A 22,261-nucleotide genomic window follows, 5' to 3' on the forward strand; every position below is an offset into this window, starting at 1 on the left:
TCGGCATGGGTGGCGCCTCCTTGCCCGTGCCGGCTCAGGCTTCCCGCCAGGGGCCGACCCGTTCGCGCCGCTGCCCGCTGCCCAGCAGCTCTCCGGCGTCTGCGACGTCGCCCACGCGGTGGACCTTGACGAGGTTGGTGGTGCCGGCGACCCCGGGGGGCGAGCCGGCGCAGATCACCACGAGGTCGTCCTTGCCCGCGAGGCCCTGTTCCTGCAGGTGCAGGTCGACCTGCCGGGTCATCTCGTCGGTGTGGTCGACCTTCGCGACCTGGATGGGCTGCACCCCCCACAGCAGGGACATGAGTGCGGTGACGAGGGGCTCCGGGGTGAACGCCAGGATCGGGTGGGCCGGGCGCAGCCGGGACAGCCGGCGGGCGGAGTCCCCGGACTGGGTGAACGTGCAGAGGTAGCTGACGTCGAGCTGCCGGGCGATGGTCACCGCGGCGCGGGTCACCGCACCGCCGCGGGTGCGCGGTTCCGTGCCCAGGGCCGGGACGCGCTCGAGGGCCTGGGACTCGGTGGCCTCGATGATGCGGGCCATCGTCTCGATCGTCTCGATCGGGTACTTGCCGACCGAGGTCTCCCCGGAGAGCATGACCGCGTCGGCGCCGTCGAGCACGGCGTTGGCGCAGTCGGAGGCCTCGGCCCGGGTGGGGCGGGGGCTGTCGATCATCGACTCGAGCACCTGGGTGGCGACGATCACGGGCTTGGCCCAGCGCCGGGCGAGCTCGATGGCGCGCTTCTGCACGATCGGGACCTGCTCCAGCGGCAGTTCCACGCCCAGGTCCCCGCGGGCGACCATGATGCCGTCGAAGGCGTCGATGATCTCGTGCAGGGAGTCCACCGCCTGGGGCTTCTCGATCTTGGCGATCACCGGCAGCCGCCGGCCCTCCTCGTCCATGATCTCGTGCACCCGGACGATGTCCTTGGCGTCGCGCACGAAGGACAGGGCGATCAGGTCCACGCCGCGGCGCAGGGCCCAGCGCAGGTCGTCCTCGTCCTTGTCGGACAGGGCCGGGACGTTCACGGCCACCCCGGGGAGGTTGATGCCCTTGTTGTTGGACACCGCCCCGCCCACGACCACCTCGGTGGTGACGGTGGTGTCGGAGACGGCGGTGGCGCGCAGCGCCACCCGGCCGTCGTCGATGAGCAGCGGGTCGCCCACGTTGACGTCGCCCGGCAGGGCCTTGTGCGTGGTGGAGCACAGGCTCGGCGTGCCCTCGACGTCCTCGACGGTGATGGAGAACACGTCGCCGGGGAGCAGCTCGTGCGGGCCGTCCGCGAAGCGGCCGAGCCGGATCTTCGGTCCCTGCAGGTCCGCGAGGATCGCGACCGTCTGCCCGGCGTCCGCCGAGGCGCGCCGCAGGTTCTCGTAGGAGGAGTCGTGCACGGAGTGGTCGCCGTGGCTCATGTTGAGCCGGGCCACGTTCATGCCGGACCGGATCGCCTGGGAGAGGTTCTCGTACGAGGAGATGGCCGGGCCGATCGTGGCCACGATCTTCGCTCGTCGCATAGGGGGGACTTCCTGTCGTCAGTATTGAGGGGAGAGGGATACAGAGAAGGGGACAGACCACCACCTGTGTGGCCGGGATACTCGTGCTTGGTGCCCGACGGGTTGGCTGTGCGGGGGCGCCGGTGGAGCCGCTATTTGTTCCGGATTCCTCCAGGTGCGGAGTCGGACTGTGCTCAGTCGGTAGCTCGGCGCTGTTGCTCCGCGGTGGAAATCCACAGTTGTTCTCAGCGGCCGAAGAGAACTTTGGCCTCGTCCCAGCGGTACTGGGGGACGGTCTTGAGCCCGTCGAGGGCCTCGGCGAAGGGGACCCGGATCATGTCGGTGCCGCGGATGGCGACCATCTGCCCCCAGCCCTTGTCCGAGACGAGGTCCACGGCGGCCAGGCCGAAGCGGGTGGCCAGGACCCGGTCGAAGCCGGTCGGTGCCCCGCCGCGCTGGATGTGGCCCAGGGTGGTGTTGCGGGTCTCGATCCCGGTGGCCGCCTCGATCTGCTCGGTGATGTACTCCCCGACCCCGCCCAGGCGCGGGCGGCCGTTCTGCTCGGCACCGTGGGCGGCCAGGACCTCGTCGTGGCCCTCGGGGATGAAGCCCTCGGCGACCACGACCAGGGGGGAGCGGCCGCGCTCGTGCACCTCGGAGACCCAGGTGCAGACCTGGTCCATGGACACGGACTGTTCGGGGATCAGCACGGCGTGGGCGCCGGCGGACATCCCCGAATGCAGGGCGATCCACCCGACGTGGCGGCCCATGACCTCGGCGACCATGCACCGGTGGTGGGACTCCCCGGTGGTGCGCAGCCGGTCCATGGCGTCGGTGGCGATGGCCACGGCGGTGTCGAAGCCGAAGGTGTAGTCGGTGGCGGCCAGGTCGTTGTCGATGGTCTTGGGGACCCCCACCACCGGCAGCCCGGCCTCGGCCAGCCGGGCGGCCCCGGCCAGGGTGCCCTCCCCGCCGATGGCCACGATCGCGTCGATGTGGTGGCGCTCGAGCATCACGGCGATGCGCTCGGGCCCGCCCCCGGGGCCGTCGTAAGGGTTGGTGCGGGAGGTCCCCAGGATGGTGCCGCCCTCCCCGGCCAGACCCTTCACCCTCGTGCGGGGTAGATCCATGATGTTGCCCTCGAGCACCCCGCGCCAGCCGTGACGGAAGCCCACGAACTCGTGGCCGTAGGTTTTGATCCCGTGCAGCACCGCGGCGCGGATCACCGCGTTGAGCCCGGGGCAGTCCCCGCCACTGGTCAACAGTCCGATCTTCATTCAGTCTCCTTGCAAGGTGAGGGGGCGTAGGCGTGAGGACCCGCCGCCTGTCAGCGTTTAGCGGATGTGGTTGTGGGCATGAAAGAGAGGGAGAGGCAGTGGGCCTCGGACGCCTGCGGAGGGGAGCAAAGCGCGGTCGGTGCTCCCGCTAGTGCCGGGACGGTGCCGCGATGTAGGCGTGGCGGGCGGCGCCGATGATGCCAGCAGCGTTGCGCAGCTGCGCGGGGACGATCGGAGTCTCCAGGTGCAGGTGTGGGAGGAAGTCCTCGTGCCGGGCCGAGATCCCGCCACCCACGATGAGGAGGTCGGGGGAGAAGAGGAACTCCAGGTGGGAGAGGTAGCGCTGGAGGCGCCGGGCGTATTCGGGCCAGTCCAGGACTTCGCGTTCGCGGGCCACGGCTGAGGCTCGGGTCTCCGCCTTGGTGCCGTCGAGCTCCAGGTGGCCCAGTTCCAGGTTCGGCACCAGCTGCCCGTTGACGAACAGGGCCGAGCCGATCCCTGTGCCCAAGGTCAGGATCAGCACCGTGCCGGGGGTGGGGCGTCCATCGGTTCCTCGCCCGGCACCGTAGCGGACTTCGGCCAGCCCGGCCGCGTCGGCATCGTTGAGCACGTGCACGGTGCGGCCGAGCCGGTCGGTGAGGAATTGCTCAGCATCCAGGCCGATCCAGGCGCTGTCGATGTTCGCGGCGGACCGGGCCACGCCGCGGCGGACGATGGCGGGCAGGGTTACTCCGACACTGGCCGCCGGGTCAGGGGCATGCGGGCGGGACTGCAGCCGCTCGAGGAGCACACCGAGCACCTCCGCGACGTCTTCGGGTGAGGCGCCCAGGGGGGTGGGTAGCTGCTGGACGGGGGTGGTGGGCCGGCCGTCGGCCATGTCTATGACGGCGTACTTGATGGCGGTACCGCCGATATCGACGCCGATGTGGTGGCGGTGCAGGGTCGACCAGGTAGTTGAAGAAGACGTGGTGGTCTCGTCGGTGCTCAGCAGGGGCATGGGTCTCCAAAGTCCTGTGTCGTGATGAGTGGCACCGGGCGGCAGCCGGCGTGAGCCGGGTGGGTCAGGCGTTTGCCGGGTCGGTGGCCGGTCCCGTGGAGGAACGCACGACGAAGTGGGCCGGGAGGACCTCGTTCGTGGGCTCGTTGTTCTTTCCAGCCAGGTGTTCGAGGAGCCGGTCGACAGCGCGGGTGCCCTGTTGCCGGGCGTGCTGGTCGATGGTCGTCAGGCCGAAGGCCTCCCCGATGGGGTGGGCGTCAACGCCGATGACCGACAGGTCCCCGGGCACGGTGAGGCCCAGGTCCCTGGCGGCCAAGATCGCTCCGGCGGCCATCTCGTCGGAGGCGGCGAAGATCGCCGTGGGGCGGCTGGTGGGGTCCGCCAGAAAGTTCTTGGCGCGCTGGTAGGCATCGGTGAACGTGTAGTCGGACACGAGCGACCACGCAGGATCGACGGGCAGACCCGCCCCTGCCAGTGCGTGCTCATAGCCGGCGCGTCGTCCTCTGGACATCGCGAAGTAACGACCGTGCTCATTGACGCCGCCGATGTGGGCGATCCGCCGGTGGCCCAGCCCGATGAGGTGCTCGGTCGCGCGGCGCCCAACGTCGAGGTCGTCGATGCTGATGGTGGGCACACCCTCCAGCGGGCCTCCGACCCCGACGAGGGGGATGCCGGCAGCAAGCAGTTGGGCCGTCTCGGTCGGGTCCAGGTACAAGGAGACCGCCACGGCGGCGTCGAGCCGCTTGCGCAGCAGGAAGTCGGTCAGGACGGTCTCTCGGTAGCGGTCGCCCTCGAAGTTGTAGAGGGACAGGTCGTATCCGGCGTCCATGAGAGCTCCGGCCGCTCCTTCCAGGACCGTGGAGAAGTACCACCGGTCGACGTAGGGCAGCACCACCCCGATGTTGCGGCTGCGACCGCTGGCCAGGCTCGAGGCGTGGTAGGAGACGACGAAACCCAGCTCGTGCGCGGCCTGTTGCACTTTCGCCCGGGCCCGGGAGGACACATGCCCTCTGCCGCTGAGCGCGCGGGAGACGGTGGCCGTAGACACCCCGGCCCGGTCGGCGACGTCTTGGAGCCGCGGGGGGTTCAAGGCCCCGTGATCCCGGGGTCGTCCAGGCTCAGCCATATGCACTCCTCCGGGCTCAGAATACGGGGCGCAGCCGTCCCGGAGTCGCTGCGGAGCAGGATCGGCAGCTCCGGCAGTTCCACCGCGGTGGTGCCCATGTTGAGCAGCACCAGCACGTCGTTGTTGACGAACCCGAGGCAGCCCTGCCCGGTGAAATCCTCGGCCCAAGCCAGCGAGCCGGCACCGAGCCCATGGGCTCGTCGCAACGCCAGGGCGGCACGGTAGAGGGACAGTGTGGAGGCCGGGTCCTCCCGCTGTGCTTCGCGCGAGAGCTCCGACCAGTCGGCGGGCTGCGGCAACCAGGACTCGCCGGTGGCGCTGAATCCGAGGGAGCCCCCGGTGGTGGTCCACGGCAGTGGTACCCGGCAGCCGTCGCGCCCGATCCGGTCGTCACCGGTGCGGTGATACGTGGGATCCTGCCGGAAGCCGTGGGGCAGGGTCGTGTGGTCGGGTAGCCCGAGTTCCTCCCCCTGGTACAGGTACACCCCGCCCGGCAGGCCCAGCATGAGCAGCGACGCCGCGCGCGCCCGACGTGTGCCCAGGATGTGGTCCGGCTGCGCGTCCTCAGGCCCGAGGCCGTCGCCCGGGCGGGACACGTTCTCGGGCAGCCCCAGACGGGTGGTGTGCCGTACGACGTCGTGGTTGGACAGTACCCAGGTGGTGGGTGCTCCGACCGCGTCGAAGGCCTCCAGGGAGGTGGTGATGATCCGGCGCAGCTCCGCGGCGTCCCACGGCGCCGCCAGGTAGGAGAAGTTGAAGGTCTGGTGCATCTGGTCCGGGCGCACCCAGTCGGCCAGGCGCGTGAGCGGCTCCACGCTGGCCTCGGCACACAGGATCCGCTCGCCGTCGTACTCCGCGAGCACCTCGCGCCAGCGGCGGTAGATGTCGTGGATCTGCGGCTGGCCGAACATCGGTGCGTCGGTGAAGGGGTAGCCCGGAATGCTCCCGCCGTCGGCGCGTCCTCCCCAGTCGGGCAGGCCCTCGGCTTTGATCAGGGCGTGCGCCACGTCCACCCGGAAGCCGGCGACGCCGCGGTCGAGCCAGAAGCGCAGCACGCGCTCGAACTCCTGGCGGACCAGCTCGTTGTCCCAGTTGAAGTCGGGCTGCGACGAGTCGAACAGGTGCAGGTACCACTGGCCGGGCTGCCCGTCGGGCTCGGTCACCCGGGTCCAGGCCGGGCCCCCGAAGTGGGACTGCCAGTTGTTGGGGGGCAGCTGCCCGGACGCGCCGCGGCCGTCCCGGAAGACGAACAGGTCGCGCTCCGGGGCGCCGGGACCCGCCGCGAGGGCCTGCCGGAACAGGAGATGCTCCTGCGAGCAGTGGTTGGGCACCAGGTCGATGATCACCCGGATCGACAGCGCGTCCGCGGCCGAGACCAGCGCGTCGAAGTCCGCGAGGGTGCCGAAGGAGGGGTCGACGTCGCAGTAGTCGCTCACGTCGTAGCCGCCGTCGCGCTGCGGGGAGGGGTAGAAGGGGGAGAGCCAGATCGCGTCGATGTCCAGCTCCGCCAGCTGTCCCAGCTCGGCAGTGATGCCGGCGAGGTCACCGACGCCGTCCCCGTCGAGGTCCCGGAACGAGCGGGGATACACCTGGTAGATCACCGAGGAGCGCCACCACTTCGGCTCCTGGTCGCGGGCGTGGACGGGTGTGAGGCGCAGGGACTGCAGCGCGGGGGAGGTCGTGGACATGAACTCCATCGTAGAGTGCAAGGGCCGAATCTGGAAGCGCTGTCACATCGTCGGTACTGATTTAACAACTATCACCGCAGGTCTAGACGGCCGATGTGTAATCGCTTACGGTGGTGATCTGACTCACTACTAATCTCCACGCCTTGCAGTCAGACGTTCCCGGTTTCCTGCTCCGTGCCGTGTTTCTGCTCATGAGCGTGGGTGCCAGAGTCGTCGACGAATCACCGGGGCCGATCTGAGATCGTACCACCGCGGACTCCCAGAGTCGGGGAGCCTTCGAAAGGAATCGCCATCATGTCTGCCGTCACCTACGACCATGTCACGTGCCAGTACCCCGGGGCCGAGCGCCCCTCGGTGTCCGACCTGAACCTTCAGATCGCCGAGGGGGAGTTCCTCGTCCTGGTCGGCCCGTCGGGGTGTGGGAAGTCCACCACCTTGCGGATGCTGGCCGGACTGGAGGAGGTGACCGGAGGGCGGATCCTTATCGGGGACCGCGATGTCACCGACGTTCCCTCCCGGGACCGCGACATCGCGATGGTCTTCCAGAACTACGCCCTGTACCCGCACATGACCGTGGCCGAGAACATGGGCTTCGCCCTGAAGATCGCCAAGATCGACGCCGCCGAACGTCGAGCCCGGGTCGAGGAGGCCGCCAAGATCCTGGACCTCACCGACTACCTGGACCGCAAGCCCAAGGCCCTGTCCGGCGGGCAGCGCCAGCGGGTGGCGATGGGCCGGGCGATCGTGCGGTCCCCGCAGGTGTTCCTGATGGACGAGCCGCTGTCGAACCTGGACGCGAAGCTGCGGGTGCAGACCCGCACCCAGATCGCCTCGCTGACCCGCCGGCTGGGGGTCACCACGGTGTACGTCACCCACGACCAGGTCGAGGCGATGACGATGGGCGATCGGGTGGCGGTGCTCAAGGACGGGCTGCTGATGCAGGTCGACACCCCGCGCAGGCTTTACGACCGGCCGGCCACGGAGTTCGTGGCCGGGTTCATCGGGTCGCCTGCGATGAACCTCTTCCGGGTGCCGGTCACCGAGGCCGGGGCCCAGTTGGGCACGGTGCGGATTCCGCTGACAGGCGCCCAGCGGTCGGCCGTGACCGGGTCCCAGGTGTCAGTGGGGATCCGCCCCGAGGACCTGCACCGGGCCAGTGAGGGCACCGGGCTGCCGATCGTCGCCGACGTCGTCGAGGAACTGGGAGCGGACGCCTTCGTCTACGGCCACCTGGCCCCGGTCACCGCCGCCAACACGATCGTGCCCGTGGACGCCACCACCGGAACCGCCGACGACCCCACCACCCACGAGTTCATCGTCCGGGTCGAGGGCCGCACTCCGCCGCGGGCCGGGACCACCATCTGGGTCGCCCCGGACCTGGAGCACGTGCACCTCTTCGACGCCGCCACCGGCCGACGCCTGCCCGACTGACTCCGGATCCCACGCTCACGCCGCCGACTGACTACGGACAATGATGAGGAACCCCACCATGAAACAGACTCACCGGGCGGCCGGAGCCGTCGGTGCCGCGATCCTGCTCGCCGGCTGCGCGTCGGCACCCACGGCCGGCCTGGCCGGCGGACCGGGCAGCATCAAGATCCAGGCGGGCGAGGACGAGATCCCGGCCTTGGAGCAGGTCGCTGACAGCTTCACCGCCGACACCGGGGTGGAGGTGGAGTTCGTCCAGCGGGAGATCAACGCGCAGGCGATCTCCAACTTCATCTCCCAGTCCCCCACGGGGCAGGCCCCGGACATCATCGTCTCCCCGCACGACAACCTCGGCCAGCTCGCCGCCAACGGGGTGGTGGCCCCCGTGGAGATGGGAGACCGGGCGGAGGATTTCACCGAGAACGCCCGTGAGGCCGTCGTCTACAACGGGGTGAGCTACGGGGTGCCGTACGCGATCGAGAACGTGGCGCTGCTGCGCAACAACGACCTCACCGCCCAGGACCCCGCCACGTTCGACGAGCTGCGCGCGATCGGGCACCGGCTCATGGAGGAGCGGGGGATCGAGTACCCCTTCACGGTGAGCCAGTCGCCCGAGGCCGGCGACCCCTACCACCTCTACGCCCTGCAGACCTCCTTCGGGGCCGAGGTCTTCGAGCGCACCGCGGAAGGGGAGTACACCAGCAACCTCACCATGGGGGGCGAGGACGGCCACGAGTTCGCCCGCTACCTGCAGGACCTCGGACAGACCGGGGACCTGCAGACCTCCATGACCCCGGACATCGCCAAGGAGTCCTTCCTCAACGGCGAGTCCGCCTTCCACCTGGGCGGGCCGTGGGAGCTCACCGACGTCGAGGCCGCCGGGATGGACGTGAGCGTCCTGCCCGTGCCGCCGGCCGGGGACGAGGAAGCACGCCCGTTCGTGGGCGTCCGGGCGTTCTTCGTCAATGCCAACGCCCCCAACCCGGTCGCGGCCCAGGACTTCGCCGCCAACTACCTGACCCGCCCGGAGTCGCAGACGGCCATGTATGAGAGCACGGGCCGGCCCCCGGCCAGCCAGGTGGCGATCGACCGCATGCAGGGCGACCCGCTGCGCGCCGCCTACGCCGAGATCGCCGAGACCGGCCTGCCCATGCCGGCCATCCCCGAGATGGGCGCGGTGTGGAGCTTCTGGGGCACCACGGAGAACGCCATCATCAACGGCCGCGGAAACCCCGTGGAGCTGTGGGACCGCATGATCGACAACATCGAAGGACAGATCTGATGAGCACGCACATCACCGCACGGGGCACCACCGCCGCCCCCGGCGAGGCGGGGGGCGGTGCCGGGCTCGGCGCGCCCCTGGACCTGCGCAACTCGCACTCCCGGGGATTCGGCCTGGGCTTCGTGGTCAAGCTGGTCCTGATGGCGCTGATCAACGCGTTCGGCCTCTACGGCATCCTCGCGGCCTGGGCCGCCGGCAGCTGGGGCATCCTGGCCTTCCTGGCGTTGGCCCTGATCGTGGCCGACCTCGTCTACTTCCTGCCCGGCCGGAAGATCCTGCCCGCCAAGTACCTCTACCCGGGGCTGATCTTCCTGCTGATCTTCCAGATCTTCGTGGTGCTCTACACCGCCGCCACGGCGTTCACCAACTACGGTGACGGACACAACGCCACCAAGACGGCGGCGATCAGCCAGCTCACCACCACCTACGAGCAGCGGGTCGAGGGCTCCCAGGCGTACCCCGTCACGGTCCTCGAGGGCGATGACGGACTTGCGCTGGCCACCGTGCAGGACGACCAGGTGCTCGTGGGCGCCGCCGATCAGCCGCTGGCCCCGCTCGAGGACGCCACGGTCACGGACGACCGCGTCGTCGAGGCGCCCGGCTACGAGGTGCTCGACTACGGCGGCGTCGTGGCGGCCGCCGACGAGCTGACCGACCTCCGGGTGCCCGTGAGCGGACAGGAGGCCGACGACGCCGCACTGCGCACCGACGACGGCCGGACCGCCTACGTGTACGAGTCCACGCTCGTCCACGACGAGGCGGCCGACGCGATGGTCGCCGACGACGGCACCGTGTACGCGAACAACGGGGAGGGCGCCTTCGTCGGACCCGAGGGCGAGGCCCTGCGGCCGGGCTGGCGGGTCTTCGTGGGCCTGGACAACTTCGCGGCGATCTTCGACCCGGCCGTCCTGGGCGGCCCGTTCGTCTCGGTGACCCTGTGGACCTTCACCTTCGCCATCATGTCCGTGGTACTGACCTTCTTCCTGGGCCTGCTCCTGGCGATCCTGTTCAACGACGAGAAGCTGAGGTTCCGGAACGTCTACCGGGCCATCATCTTCCTGCCGTACGCCTTCCCCGCGTTCCTGTCCATCCTGATCTGGGCAGGTCTGCTCAACACCGACTACGGCTTCGTCAACGAGATCCTGCTGGGCGGCGCCGGAGTTCCCTGGCTGGACAACCCCTGGCTGGCCAGGATCTCGCTGCTGCTGGTCAACCTCTGGCTGGGCTTCCCGTACATGTTCCTCGTGACCACCGGCGCCCTGCAGTCGATCCCGAGCGAGATCTACGAGTCCTCCGAGATGGACGGGGCCGGACCGGTCCGTCAGTTCGGGTCGATCACCCTGCCCATGCTCATGGTGGCGGTCGGCCCGATGCTCATCGCGTCCTTCGCCATGAACTTCAACAACTTCAACGTGATCTACCTGCTCACCGGCGGCGGGCCCCAGGACGTGGAGTCCACCACCGGAGTGGGCGCCACCGACATCCTCATCTCGTTCGTCTACAAGATCGCCTTCGCCGGAGGCACCAACGACTACGGACTGGCCTCGGCCCTGTCCATCCTCATCTTCATCATGGTGGCCGTCATCTCCGCGCTGACGTTCCGCCGCAGCAAGGCTCTCGAGGAGATCAGCTGACATGTCCACTCCCACCACGCCCACCCCGGGCGACCGCCCCGGCCACGACGGCACCAACGGCTCGGACCGCGCCCCCTGGGCCGCGGCCACGGCCGCTCCGTCCACCGGCACATCGAACATGATCCAGCCCACCGACTCTCTGGCCCCGGTGGGACCCCGGACCGGAGGGTCCACCGGTCCGGGGCGCCCCCGCCGCAGCGCCGGGCAGCGTTTCGCCCGCGGCGGGTGGAAGCACCTGGCCGCGATCGCCGCCTGCGTCTTCGCCCTCTTCCCGCTGGTCTACGCGTTTTCGGCGTCCCTGTCCGCTTCGGGGTCGCTGCTGGGGTCCAACCGGCTGTTCTCCGACGTGACCGGCGCCAACTACACGAACCTGCTCACCGATCCGCAGAACCCGTACCTCACCTGGTTCGCCAACTCGATGTTCGTCTCGGTCACCACGGCCGTGGGCACCGTGCTCATGGGTGCGGCCGCGGCCTACGCCTTCTCCCGGTTCAAGTTCCGCTCCCGCAAGGGCGGGCTGCTGGCCCTGCTGATCATCCAGATGTTCCCGCAGCTGCTGGCGTTCGTGGCGATCTTCCTGCTGCTCTTCGCCATCTCCGAGGTCTACCCGTTCCTGGGCCTGAACTCCCGGCTGGGACTGGTCGCCGTGTACCTGGGAGGAGCACTAGGGGCGAACACGTTCCTCATGTACGGCTTCTTCAACACCATCCCCAAGGACCTCGACGAAGCGGCCACCCTCGACGGCGCCTCGCACGCCCAGATCTACTGGACCATGATCCTGCCCCTGGTCACCCCCATCCTCGTTGTGGTCGGCATGCTGTCCTTCATCGCGTCCTTCTCCGACTTCCTGCTCGCCCAGATCGTGCTGCAGGACCCCGACAAGTACACCCTGGCCGTGGGGCTCTACCAGTTCGTCTCCGTGCAGTTCGGCGAGAACTGGGGGGTCTTCACCGCAGGGGCCATCCTGGCGGCGATCCCGGTGGTCGCGCTGTTCCTGTTCCTCCAGCGCTACATCGTCTCCGGACTCACTGGCGGCGCCGTGAAGGGCTGACGTCCGGCCGGGGCGGCACCGGTCGGCCGTGCACGACCGGTCCCGCCCCGGCCCCGCTTTCTGCTCCACCTCCGACCCACCTGGAGACTCCCATGAAACGTCGTCCATCTTCCGTCCTCACGGCCCTGCTGTCCGTCGCTGCTGTCGGTCCCGTCCCGATAGGAATCGTCACCGCCTCCTCTGCCGCCGCGGCCGACCCAGTCGTGACCCTCGTCGGCAGCCTGCAGGATGAGCTCGGCTGCGCCTCCGACTGGCAACCGTCCTGCTCCGAGACGGTGCTGGCACCCACCGGGGACGGCACCTATGAAGGCGTCTTCGAGGTTCCTGCCGGCACCTGGGAGTACAAGGTCGCCCTGAACGGCTCGTGGGGCGAGTCCCACCCCGCCGATAACCGGCCCGTGGTGCTCGATGGCCCCGCGACCCTCGAGTTCAGCTTTGACGACACCACCGACACGGTCTCCGTGCGGCCTGCCGCAGTGACGGGGGACGAGGTCACTGAGCAGGACCGGGCACTGGCCGGGGACAGCCTGCGCGCACCGGTCACCTCCGAGCAGTTCTACTTCGTGATGGCCGACCGCTTCGCCAACGGCGACCCGTCCAATGACACCGGCGGCCTCCAGGGCGACCGCCTCGACCACGGCTACGACCCCACGGACAAGGCGTTCTACCACGGCGGCGACCTGCAGGGCATCCACGACAAGCTCGACTACATCGAGGACCTCGGTACAACCGCGATCTGGCTCACCCCGTCCTTCAAGAACCAGCCCGTCCAGGGCCAGGGCGAGGCGGCAAGCTCCGGGTACCACGGCTACTGGATCACCGACTTCACCCAGATTGACCCGCACCTGGGCACCAACGAGGACATGCAGGAACTCGTCGACGCCGCCCACGCCCGCGGCATGAAGGTCTACTTCGACATCATCACCAACCACACCGCGGACGTGATCACCTACGAGGAGGGCTCCACCGCCTACATCCCGAAGTCCGAGGAACCCTACCGCGACGCCGCAGGCCAGCCCTTCGACGACGCCGCGTTCGCCGGCTCGGAGGACTTCCCCGAGACCGACCCGGAGATCTCCTTTCCGTACACCCCGGCCTTCCGCTCCCCGGAGGACGCGTCCGTCAAGGTCCCGGAGTGGCTCAACGACCCGAACCTCTACCACAATCGCGGGGACTCCACCTGGTCCGGGGAGTCGGTCACCTACGGGGACTTCGTGGGCCTGGACGACCTGTTCACCGAGCGTCGCGAAGTCGTCGACGGCATGGTCGACATCTACTCGACCTGGGCGGAGATGGGCATCGACGGGTTCCGGATCGACACGGTCAAGCACGTCAACCTCGAGTTCTGGCAGGAGTTCAGCCCTCGGGTTCTCGACGCCGCCCGGGCGGGCAACGAGGACTTCTTCATGTTCGGCGAGGTCTACGACGCCTCCCCCGAGTACCTGTCGTCTTTCACCACGGCGGGCAATCTACAGGCCGTGATCGACTTCGGCTTCCAGGCCCGCTCGATCGAGTTCGCCCGGGGCGGGAGCACCACGTCGCTGCGGGAGTTCTACGCCGCCGACGACCACTACACCGACACCGACTCCAACGCCTACCAGTTGCCGACCTTCACCGGCAACCACGACATGGGCCGGGCTTCCTGGTTGCTGTTCGACGCAGGCTTCCGCGACGCGGAGCTGCAGCAGCGGGTGGAGCTCTCCAACGAGCTGATGTTCCTCACTCGCGGCCAGCCGGTGGTCTACTACGGCGATGAGCAGGGCTTCATCGGCTCCGGAGGGGACCAGCTCGCCCGCCAGGACATGTTCGCCACCCAGGTCCCGCAGTACCTGGCCGAGCCCATGATCGCCGCCGAGCCCGGCGCGGCCGACCGCTACGGCACCGACCACCCGCTCTACGAGCAGATCGCGGAGCTCTCCGCACTACGCGAAGCGCACCCGGCTCTGGCCGACGGCGCGCAGATCCATCGCTACTCCTCGGAGCAGGACGGCGTCTACGCGTTCAGCCGCATCGACGCCCAGGAAAAGCTCGAGTACGTGGTGGTCACCAACAACTCCGAACAGACCCGCACCGTGACGCTGCCGACGTCCTCGGACAACACCCAGTTCACCGCCCTCTACGGTGACGACGCCAAGCTCAAGGCCGCCAAGGACGGGCGGCTCACGGTCGATGTCGCCCCGCTCTCCACCGAGGTCTACCGCGCCGGGCGCGCCCTGTCCCCGGAGCAGGAGGCCCCGCAGGTCCGCCTGCAGGCGCCCGGTGCGGCCGGGATCCTCGAGGAACGGGCGGAGATCCGCGCGGCCGTGCCCGGCGACGGATTCGCGCAGGTGAGCTTCGCCGTACGTCCCGTGGGCACGCAGGAGTGGACCGCGCTGGGCACCGACGACAACGCCCCGTACCGGATCTTCCACGACGTCTCCGGCCACGCCGAGGGCACGATGCTCGAGTACCGGGTGGTGCTGAAAGACTCCTCCGGCAACCTCTCCGCATCCTCCGCCTCCGGGATCGTCGGGGACGTCCCGGCCCCGGCCGGCGGCGGGACCCCGATCGTCGGTGAAATCGTGCAGCCGTCGTCGGTCTCCGTGGCCGGCACGCACAACACAGAAATGGGCTGCGCCGACGACTGGGCGCCGGGCTGCGCAGAAGGGCAACTGACCCTGGACGAGGAGGACGGGATCTGGAAGGGCACGTTCGACCTCCCAGCCGGGGACCATTCCTACAAGGCCGCGATCGACGGCACCTGGGACGAGAACTACGGTACCGGTGGCGTCCTCAACGGGACGAACATCAGCTACACCGCACCCGGCGGGCCGGTCACGTTCTACTACGACCCGGCCACCCACTGGGTCACCACCGACGCCGACGGACCCCTGCTCACCGCCTCGGGCACGTTCCAGGACGAGCTCGGCTGCACCGCGGACCGGTCACCGGAGTGCCTGCGGCCCTGGCTGCAGGACCCGGACCGGGACGGCACCTGGGCATGGTCGACGACCCTCATCCCCGCCGGACAGTACACCTTCCGCGTCGTGGAGGACCTCGGCACGGGCGCCGCGTACGGACAGGACGGCGCCGTCGACGGACCCGAGGTCACCCTCTCGGTGCCCGAGGACGGGCTTGTGACCACCATCGAGTACGACGCCGCCACCCACGAGATCCACACCAGCACCAACGAGCCCGAGCAGCAGGCGGCCGGCCCGGACCTGAGCACCACCCGGGCCTCCTGGGTCACCACTGACCTCATCGCGGTCCCCGCCGGAGTCGTTCCGGAGGGCACCGACCCGGCACTGCTCGACTGGGCCTTGACCTGGGGCCGCGAGGGGCAGCTGGCGCTCGACGCCGAGACCGTCACCGGCGGGACCGGTACCGTGCCGCTGACGCCCACGGAGCTGCCGGACAACGTCGTCGCCGCGCAACCCGAGCTCGCGGGCGGGCTCGCCCTGCGGGTGGACAAGCACACCACCCGCCAGGCCGGCGACATCCTCGGCGGCCAGGTAGTCATCGCCGCGGCCGACGACACCCGGGGCATCGTGACCGCCACGGGCGTGGCCGACGCCAGAGCCACGGAGCAACCGAAGGGACGCCGCACGCATGACGCGGGCGCCGGCTCCTGAGCGGAGAGGTCCGCACACTGGAAAGGTCCCGAACCCGCCCACCAGCTGTCCATCGTCAGCGTTGCAGGAGGGGGTGCTGTCCTACACGCCTTTGCGCCTGTTCTCCTTCACCAGTGCTGCCAGGTACATGTACGAAGGCAGACCACCCACGATGTAAAAGCCCAAGACCGCAAAACCCAACCACTCCGGTCCACCCAAGAACGCCGATACAAAACCGAGCCCCAGGGCTCCCAGTACCCCCGCGATCGTGGCCACGCGCATCATCGTCGGATAGTTGGGGGGATCCCCAATGATCATCTTTCCGCTGTCGTGGTTCCCCATGCTCACGCCCCCATTCGTGGGTAAACCTGCGTCGCCCACCACCTTTGCACTCGAAAACCAGGAAAACCAGTGTTGCCTGCCTGAGCCTCGTTCCAATCGTGCAAGACGTAGCTACGTACATACCGATCCAAGGGACACGCCCTATGCCCGGGACTGTCGCTCTAACGGTGTAAGAGGCGTTTCCATGGTTAGTGGTTCTCCGCCGCCGGCATCCGGTCGGCGAAGGTGATGGCAAAGGCGTTCAGCGCCGGCTTCCACCGTGTGACCCATCGTGTCTGCCCGGTGCCCTTCGGGTCCAGGGATCGCACGACCAGGTACAGGGTCTTCATCGCGGACTGCTCGTTCGGGAAGTGCCCACGGGCCCGCACCGCCCTCCGGAACCGGGCGTTGAGGGACTCGATGGCATTCGTCGAGCAGATCACCCGGCGGATCTCCACGTCGTAGAGCCTGTTGCAGAATCGGGTGTTGCCCAGGCGTGGTTTGTCGGTGGCGGGCAGGGGATGATGTGACATGGCCAAGTCGTATCGCCCGGTGCTCCGGAACCAGCCGATGCTGTTGCCGGTGGATCTGCGGGAGTGGCTTCCGCAGAATCACCTGGTCTGGTTCGTGCTGGAGACCGTCGAGGCTCTCGACACCACTGCTCTGGAACGCACCCGGCGTCGCGGTGGGGCCGGCGCGGCCGGCTACGACCCGCAGATGCTGCTGGGACTGTTGGTCTACGCCTACTGCCAAGGGGTGCGGTCCTCGCGGGCGATCGAACGGATGTGTCTCACCGACGTGGCGTTTAGGGTGTTGTGCGCCCAGGACGGCCCGGACCACACCACGATCGCCCGGTTCCGCGCCGATTCCCAGGACGCGTTCACGGAGTTGTTCGCGCAGGTCTTGATGATTGCCGCCCGGGCCGGGCTGGGCCGGTTCGGTACGGTCGCCATCGACGGCACCAAGATCGCAGCCAACGCCTCGATCGACGCCAACCGTGGCCAGGACTGGTTCGACCGCCACGTCGCCGGCGTGGTCGCCGAGGCCGAGGAGACAGACCGGGCCGAGGATGCTGCAGCACATGAGAGTGATGGCGACGACCGCCCGGATCGGGTGCCCGCCGCCTTGCGGGATCGCACCCGGCGGCTGGAGAGGATCCAGCAGGCCTCCGAAGAGCTCAAGGCCCAGCGGCAACGACGGACCCGGGAACAGGCCGAGCACGAGGCCGCCGCATTGGCCCGGCGCCGCCGCTCGGAGCAAGGACAGCCGGTGGTGGGCCGGATCCCGAACGGGCCGCACCGGCTGGCTGAGGCACGGGCGCACCTGGCCCGGGAGATCACCTCCCATCAGGCGAAACTGGACCGGTACGCCGCCCTGGTCGCGGCCGGCAGGAAACCGATGGGGCGACCACCGGTGCCGATGGCCGAGAGCACCAGGGTGGCGCGGGCGCGCCGCGTCGTGGCCAACGCCGAGGCCGCCGCAGCCGCCGTGGAGCCGGTCCCGGCCGGGAAGGAGCTGCCGAAGGTCGTGGCGAACACCACCGACCCGCAATCGCGGATCATGCCGACCCGTCGAGGGTTCCTGCAGGGATACAACGCCCAGGTCGCGGTCACCAGCGATCAGCTCATCGTCGCGGTGCAGGTGGGACAGACACCGAACGATCAAGCCTGCTTCACCCCGATGATGGACGCCGCCCAGGACGCCGCGACGCGGATGCACGCCCACACCGGCAACCCCGATCACCTGGTGGGCACCGTGCTGGCCGACGCCGGGTACAACAGCGACGCCAACCTCACAGCCGCAGGACCGGACCGATTGATCGCTCTGGGCAAGCGGCGCGACGACCAGCGCGCCGCAGCCCAGGAACCAGCACACGGGCCGCCGCCAGCGGAGGCGACCCCGCGTGAGGCCAACGCCCACCGGCTACGCACCCGTGAAGGCCGCGATCTCTACAAGCGGCGAGCAGCGACGGTGGAACCCGGCATCGGCAACCTGAAGAAGATCATCGACCGGTTCTCCTGCCGCGGCCTCGATCACGCCACCAGCGAGCTACACCTGGCCGCCACAGCGTTCAACATCCTCAAAATCCACCGAGCAACCCCCACCGCCTGAAGGCAGGGGTCCTGGACCCCTGTCCTCGGCGCGGTTCTGGGCCGGCCCCTCGTCATCATCGGCTCAGGCCAGCTTTGGACCGGCTCCTGCAGGCCGATTCTGCAACAGGCTCCGTAGTCCAGGAACGGCACGAACTCGGTCCAGGCATTGCGCCACAGCCGGCTGATCGCCGGGTAGCGGGCGCCCCACTTCTCTTCCACCTCCTCCAGGGCGGCCTCGGCCGCAGCCGCGGTCGGGGCGGTGTAGACCGGTTTCAGGTCCCGGGCGAGCTCGTCCCAGTACTGCCGCGAGGCGTAGCGGAAGGTCCCGCGGATCAGGTGGATGATGCAGGTCTGGACGATCGCGGCCGGGAACACCGCGTTCACGGAGTCGGGCAGGCCTTTCAGCCCGTCGCAGACCACGAAGAAGACGTCCTTGACCCCGCGGGACTTCAGATCGTTCAGGACCGCGTACCAGAACTTCGCCGACTCCCCGTCGCCGTCCCCGGCCCACATGCCCAGGATGTCCTTGTGCCCGGCCAGGTCCACCCCGATCGCGGCGTACACCGGCCGGTTGCGGACCTGCCCGTCGCGGACCTTGACCATGATGGCGTCGATGAAGATCGCCGCGTAGACCTGCTCCAGGGGCCGGGCCCACCACGCCTGCATCTCCTCGATCACCCGGTCGGTGATCCTCGTGACGGTGTCCTTGCTGACCTCGGCCCCGTAGACCTCGCCCAGATGCGCGCTGATCTCCCCGGTGGTCAGCCCCTTGGCCGACAGGGACAGGACGACCTGGTCCAGGTCCGACAAGCGGCGCTGGCGCTTCTTGACGATCACCGGCTCGAAGGTCGCCTCTCGGTCGCGGGGCACCTCGATCTGCACGGGGCCGGCGTTGTCGGTGATGACCGTCTTGGCCCGTTTCCCGTTGCGGGAGTTGCCCCGGTTGCGCCCCTGCGGCGTCGCCGGGCTCATAGCCGAGGTGTTCGTTCATCTCCTCGTCCAGAGCGGCCTCGACGACCATCTTGGTCAGCTGCTTCAACAACCCGCCCGGGCCGGTCAACGCCGCCCCGCTGGCGCGGGCGGCGCGGACCAGCTCCCGGACGGTGTCTTGTTCGGCCGCGCTCAGCTGCGCGTTGTCTTCCGGCTCGTCACCGGGCTTCGGTGGGCTCACGTCCACCAGTGTCTCGATCTTCTCGCTCATGTCGACCCTCCAACCCCGAACGGGGTGATTGGGCCTCTTACACCGTTACTGCGATAGTCCCTTGCAATAGGGAGTTTAGTGTGAGCGCTGGAGACGTCTCTTCGGTACGTCAGGGTCGTGACGGTGGCGTTCGGATCAGGTGTGGTTGCGGGCAGACTGGGGCCATGCATCCTACCCGTCCTGAGCATCCGTCCATGGCCGATCGACTGGTTTGTCTGGCCGGTCAGGCCCCGGCTGCGGTCGGCCTGGGCTCATCGCCCGGAGACGGAGACGAGGTACGTCTGCTCGGGCAGGGGGAGAGCTTCGCGGCCTGGTTGCTGGAGGCCGGCGGGCAACGGGTGGTGGTGCGAATCGCCCGGCGGCCCGTGGCGGAGCTGCCGCGGCCGATGGGGGAGGAGTTCCACGGGCTGAGCCTGGTGTCGGCCGGCATTGGCCCGCAGGCGCTGGTGCTGGAGGAGTCGGCGGACAATCCGTTGGGCGCTCCGTACATGGTGGTCAGCTTCGTGCCCGGCCGCATCCTGCCACCGGGGGAGTGGACTCCGGCGCTGGTCCGGGCCCACGCCCAGCAGATGGCTGGTCTGCATGCCCAGCGCTTTGACCGTTGTGGAGACATCACCGCCCCGGTGGAGGAACGCCGGGAGAGGGTGGACATCGCCGGCCAGTTCTCCGCCGGGCTGGACTGGTGGGCGGACAACCACCCGGCCGTGCTGGCCGAGCCCGACGTGACACGACTGGCGCGGGCCGTGGGGGCGTATCTGCGCGACGCGCAGAAGACCTTCGACCGGTTGGAGTCCTTCGCCCTGATCCACGGGGATCTGATGCTGCCCAACATCCTCGTCGACGGGGACACCACGGTGCGCTACATCGACTGGGAGTGGTCGGAGATCGGGGACCCCGCCCAAGACCTCGCATACCTCGGTGGGCTGATCACCGTGGACCCATGGCACCTGCCCATGACCCGGGCCCGGACCCGGGACCTGATCGAGGTCTACCTGGCGGCCAGTGAGCACCGGGCGGCCACGGGCACCGTGGAAGAAGTGCTGGTCCGCCGCGACGCCTGGGAGGTCTACGAACGGTTCCTCACGTCCCTGCATCACCGCAGTCTCCTGGCCGGCCGCCTGGATATGACCGGCTCGGAGCGGGATATGTACGCTCTCGCGGCTGCCCACGTCACCCGGGAGCTGGACCGCCGGTTCGGCTGAGGCCCTCCGGATAGGGCCGTGCCATGGGCGAGGAGATGTTGACCGGCGGCAACTCCACCACCGTCGTACGGGTCGACGACAGTGTCCGTCGCACTGTCGGACCCTTGACCCCGGCGGTGCATGCACTGTTGAGCCGGTTGCGGGCGGAAGGGATCACCGAGGTCCCGGAGCCTCGCGGGGGGGACGAAGACGGCCGGGAGGTCCTGTCCTACATCGTCGGGGTGGTGCCCGGCTATCCGTTGCCCGAGTGGGTGTGGGCGGAAACGGTCCTGGTGGCGGCAGCGCAACTGCTGCGCCGGATCCACGACGCGTCCACCGCGCTCGTGGGGGAAGATCTGGTCTGGCAGCTGCCCACCCACCACCCGGTTGAGGTGATCTGTCACAACGACTTCGCCCGTACAATCTGGTGTTCCGCAACGGTCGGCTGCGCGGGGTGATCGACTTCGACACGGCCTCCCCGGGCCCCAGAATCTGGGACCTGGCCCACCTGGCCTACCGGTTGGTGCCGTTGACCGATGACGCGCACGACGGCGGCCCGCCCGCACCCGACCGTGCGGCTCGCCTCCGGCTGCTGATCGACTCCTACGGGGCGCTGTATGAGCCCGTGGACCTGGTGGCCGCGGTGGCGGCACGGCTGGAAGAGCTCGCGGTGTTCACGGACGCACGAGCCGCCGAGACCGGCCGGGACGACTTCGCCGAGCACGCCGCGATGTACCGCCGCGATCGTGACCGGGTGCTGGCCACCGGTTGACCCTCTTGCTGGTGACGCACCGCCTGGAGCGGTGGTCACTGATAGGTTCCCCACCATGAAGACGGTGTGAGCGCCTGCCCTGTGAACGACGAATCCCCGAGTACGTCAGGAGCACCACCATGCCTCATCCCTCTTTCGCACGTCCGCTGCAGGGCAGAACCGCCCTGGTCACCGGGGTCTCCCGCCGCCGCGGCATCGGGTACGCGGTGGCCGTAGAGCTCGCCGCCCTGGGGGCGAGCGTGTTTTTCCACCATTACAGCGCCCATGACACGGACCAGCCCTGGGGCGCCGACGACCTCGATGCGGTACGCGCCGGCATCCGCGCCGCTCTGCACGATGGTGCCCTTACCGGCGATGCCTCCGCGGACTTGAGGGACCCGGACGCCGCCGAAGACCTCGTCGAGCAGGCCCACGCCCTGACCGGGCGCCTGGACATCCTGGTCTGCAACCACGCCCGCAGCGGCGGGGACGGGTCCGTCCTAGACATGACCGCCGAGACCCTGGACGCGTTCTGGGACACCAACACCCGCTCCACCCTGCTGCTGACCCGGCACTTCGCCCACCGGCACGCCACGACGACGTCCCGGTCCGCACCCGTCCGGCCCGGCGACCGGATCGGGAGGACCCGGCCCGCCGCCCGCTCGGCGGCGGGCCGGGTGTTCTGGATGACCTCGGGCCAGGGCCAGCGGCCGATGCGGGGCGAGGTCGCCTACGCCACCAGCAAGGCCGCGCTGGCCGGGGTGACTCCCACGGTGGCCGCGGAGCTGCTCGAGCTCGGCATCGTCCTGAACACGATCAATCCGGGGCCGGTCAACACCGGCTACCTGGACCCCGGGACCACCGATCGGTCCTTGGAGGAGCTCGAGGCGTGGCGACGGGCCACCCCGTTCGGCCGCTGGGGACGGCCCACGGATCCGGCGCGGCTGATCGGGTGGCTGGCCACCGACCATGGTGTGTGGGTCGCCGGTCAAGTCATCACTACCGACGGGGGCATGAGCCTGACTTGAACGCACAACGGCGCCCGACAACTCCGCTCTGACGAGAACAGCCATCCCAAGGTGACAAGCAGGACCCCACACACGCTCCATGACCTATACGGTGCAGTAAGGGTTCCTTTTGGGCTTTGCG

At 69.1% G+C, this 22,261-nt stretch carries 16 protein-coding genes and 2 pseudogenes; 10 read left to right on the top strand and 8 right to left on the bottom strand.

What is annotated here, in order from left to right:
• Nucleotides 1-34: 34 nt before the first annotated feature.
• The 5 genes from pyk to AS188_RS10400 all read right to left on the bottom strand — a co-directional run bounded on the left by pyk (nt 35) and on the right by AS188_RS10400 (nt 6,580).
• Nucleotides 35-1,513: a pyruvate kinase gene (pyk, locus tag AS188_RS10380; protein ID WP_058858783.1), complete on the bottom strand. Its 1,479-nt coding sequence runs from the start codon at nt 1,511-1,513 to the stop codon at nt 35-37.
• Nucleotides 1,514-1,737: 224 nt separating this feature from the next.
• Entirely contained in the window at nt 1,738-2,769 is a 1,032-nt protein-coding gene (locus AS188_RS10385; protein ID WP_058858784.1) for a 6-phosphofructokinase, read from the bottom strand.
• A 148-nt stretch (nt 2,770-2,917) separates the two neighbouring features.
• Nucleotides 2,918-3,646 carry a polyphosphate--glucose phosphotransferase gene (gene ppgK, locus AS188_RS10390; RefSeq protein ID WP_236945121.1) on the bottom strand — a complete coding sequence of 243 codons (729 nt, stop codon included), beginning with the start codon at nt 3,644-3,646 and terminating at the stop codon, nt 2,918-2,920.
• 184 nt (nt 3,647-3,830) lie between these two features.
• Nucleotides 3,831-4,892 (bottom strand): LacI family DNA-binding transcriptional regulator, encoded by a 1,062-nt coding sequence (locus tag AS188_RS10395; RefSeq protein ID WP_058858785.1) that lies wholly within the window; start codon nt 4,890-4,892, stop codon nt 3,831-3,833.
• The gene (locus tag AS188_RS10400) at nt 4,853-6,580 is read right to left on the bottom strand and encodes a glycoside hydrolase family 13 protein (RefSeq protein ID WP_058858786.1); all 1,728 of its coding nucleotides are present in this window, start codon (nt 6,578-6,580) and stop codon (nt 4,853-4,855) included. Before AS188_RS10400 ends, AS188_RS10395 begins: the two co-directional genes overlap by 40 nt.
• Before the next feature lie 294 nt (nt 6,581-6,874).
• On the opposite strand from AS188_RS10400, the gene AS188_RS10405 reads away from it, so the two are divergent.
• The 5 genes from AS188_RS10405 (at nt 6,875) to AS188_RS10425 (ending at nt 15,586) form a co-directional block, all read left to right on the top strand.
• Nucleotides 6,875-8,011 (top strand): ABC transporter ATP-binding protein, encoded by a 1,137-nt coding sequence (locus AS188_RS10405; RefSeq protein WP_058858787.1) that lies wholly within the window; start codon nt 6,875-6,877, stop codon nt 8,009-8,011.
• Nucleotides 8,012-8,069: 58 nt separating this feature from the next.
• Complete coding sequence (locus tag AS188_RS10410; protein WP_083529397.1) at nt 8,070-9,290, top strand: sugar ABC transporter substrate-binding protein; 1,221 nt, start codon at nt 8,070-8,072, stop codon at nt 9,288-9,290.
• Nucleotides 9,290-10,924, top strand: a complete 1,635-nt coding sequence (locus tag AS188_RS10415) for an ABC transporter permease subunit (protein WP_058858789.1) — start codon at nt 9,290-9,292, stop codon at nt 10,922-10,924. The genes AS188_RS10410 and AS188_RS10415 overlap by 1 nt, the downstream gene beginning before the upstream one ends.
• A 1-nt stretch (nt 10,925) precedes the next feature.
• Nucleotides 10,926-11,975 (top strand): sugar ABC transporter permease, encoded by a 1,050-nt coding sequence (locus tag AS188_RS10420; protein WP_236944964.1) that lies wholly within the window; start codon nt 10,926-10,928, stop codon nt 11,973-11,975.
• A 92-nt stretch (nt 11,976-12,067) separates the two neighbouring features.
• A complete protein-coding gene (locus tag AS188_RS10425) occupies nt 12,068-15,586 on the top strand; it encodes an alpha-amylase family glycosyl hydrolase (RefSeq protein ID WP_083529398.1) in 3,519 nt (1,172 codons plus the stop codon).
• 81 nt (nt 15,587-15,667) lie between these two features.
• On the opposite strand, the gene AS188_RS10430 is transcribed toward AS188_RS10425, so the two are convergent.
• Together AS188_RS10430 and AS188_RS10435 are read right to left on the bottom strand one after the other, a co-directional pair.
• Complete coding sequence (locus tag AS188_RS10430; RefSeq protein ID WP_058858791.1) at nt 15,668-15,913, bottom strand: hypothetical protein; 246 nt, start codon at nt 15,911-15,913, stop codon at nt 15,668-15,670.
• Between the two features lie 182 nt (nt 15,914-16,095).
• Nucleotides 16,096-16,350, bottom strand: a pseudogene (locus AS188_RS10435) (transposase); the annotation flags it as partial.
• Nucleotides 16,351-16,417: 67 nt separating this feature from the next.
• On the opposite strand from AS188_RS10435, the gene AS188_RS10440 reads away from it, so the two are divergent.
• Nucleotides 16,418-17,998: a transposase gene (locus tag AS188_RS10440; protein WP_211268301.1), complete on the top strand. Its 1,581-nt coding sequence runs from the start codon at nt 16,418-16,420 to the stop codon at nt 17,996-17,998.
• On the opposite strand, the pseudogene AS188_RS10445 reads toward AS188_RS10440, so the two are convergent.
• A pseudogene (locus tag AS188_RS10445) lies at nt 17,920-19,180 on the bottom strand (IS256 family transposase). The gene AS188_RS10440 and the pseudogene AS188_RS10445 overlap by 79 nt on opposite strands.
• 194 nt (nt 19,181-19,374) lie before the next feature.
• Here AS188_RS10445 and AS188_RS10450 point away from each other — a divergent pair.
• From AS188_RS10450 to AS188_RS10465, 4 genes are all read left to right on the top strand, one after another.
• A complete protein-coding gene (locus AS188_RS10450) occupies nt 19,375-20,382 on the top strand; it encodes a phosphotransferase family protein (RefSeq protein ID WP_058858792.1) in 1,008 nt (335 codons plus the stop codon).
• A 23-nt stretch (nt 20,383-20,405) separates the two neighbouring features.
• Nucleotides 20,406-20,819: an aminoglycoside phosphotransferase family protein gene (locus AS188_RS17510; protein WP_058858793.1), complete on the top strand. Its 414-nt coding sequence runs from the start codon at nt 20,406-20,408 to the stop codon at nt 20,817-20,819.
• Nucleotides 20,789-21,133, top strand: coding sequence for a phosphotransferase (locus AS188_RS17515; protein ID WP_058858794.1), 345 nt, complete (start codon nt 20,789-20,791; stop codon nt 21,131-21,133). The genes AS188_RS17510 and AS188_RS17515 overlap by 31 nt, the downstream gene beginning before the upstream one ends.
• Nucleotides 21,134-21,252: 119 nt before the next feature.
• The gene (locus tag AS188_RS10465; protein WP_058858795.1) at nt 21,253-22,140 is read left to right on the top strand and encodes an SDR family oxidoreductase; all 888 of its coding nucleotides are present in this window, start codon (nt 21,253-21,255) and stop codon (nt 22,138-22,140) included.
• Nucleotides 22,141-22,261 lie beyond the last annotated feature (121 nt).

The organism is Kocuria flava (assembly GCF_001482365.1).
GTDB lineage: Bacteria > Actinomycetota > Actinomycetes > Actinomycetales > Micrococcaceae > Kocuria > Kocuria flava.

Bases quoted from the DNA above. Each gene is read 5' to 3' on its own strand.
- pyk (WP_058858783.1), bottom strand. From the start codon at position 1,513: ATGCGACGAGCGAAGATCGTGGCCACGATCGGCCCGGCCATCTCCTCG.
- AS188_RS10385 (WP_058858784.1), bottom strand. From the start codon at position 2,769: ATGAAGATCGGACTGTTGACCAGTGGCGGGGACTGCCCCGGGCTCAAC.
- ppgK (WP_236945121.1), bottom strand. From the start codon at position 3,646: ATGGCCGACGGCCGGCCCACCACCCCCGTCCAGCAGCTACCCACCCCC.
- AS188_RS10395 (WP_058858785.1), bottom strand. From the start codon at position 4,892: ATGGCTGAGCCTGGACGACCCCGGGATCACGGGGCCTTGAACCCCCCG.
- AS188_RS10400 (WP_058858786.1), bottom strand. From the start codon at position 6,580: ATGTCCACGACCTCCCCCGCGCTGCAGTCCCTGCGCCTCACACCCGTC.
- AS188_RS10405 (WP_058858787.1), top strand. From the start codon at position 6,875: ATGTCTGCCGTCACCTACGACCATGTCACGTGCCAGTACCCCGGGGCC.
- AS188_RS10410 (WP_083529397.1), top strand. From the start codon at position 8,070: ATGAAACAGACTCACCGGGCGGCCGGAGCCGTCGGTGCCGCGATCCTG.
- AS188_RS10415 (WP_058858789.1), top strand. From the start codon at position 9,290: ATGAGCACGCACATCACCGCACGGGGCACCACCGCCGCCCCCGGCGAG.
- AS188_RS10420 (WP_236944964.1), top strand. From the start codon at position 10,926: ATGTCCACTCCCACCACGCCCACCCCGGGCGACCGCCCCGGCCACGAC.
- AS188_RS10425 (WP_083529398.1), top strand. From the start codon at position 12,068: ATGAAACGTCGTCCATCTTCCGTCCTCACGGCCCTGCTGTCCGTCGCT.
- AS188_RS10440 (WP_211268301.1), top strand. From the start codon at position 16,418: ATGGCCAAGTCGTATCGCCCGGTGCTCCGGAACCAGCCGATGCTGTTG.
- AS188_RS10450 (WP_058858792.1), top strand. From the start codon at position 19,375: ATGGCCGATCGACTGGTTTGTCTGGCCGGTCAGGCCCCGGCTGCGGTC.
- AS188_RS17510 (WP_058858793.1), top strand. From the start codon at position 20,406: ATGGGCGAGGAGATGTTGACCGGCGGCAACTCCACCACCGTCGTACGG.
- AS188_RS10465 (WP_058858795.1), top strand. From the start codon at position 21,253: ATGCCTCATCCCTCTTTCGCACGTCCGCTGCAGGGCAGAACCGCCCTG.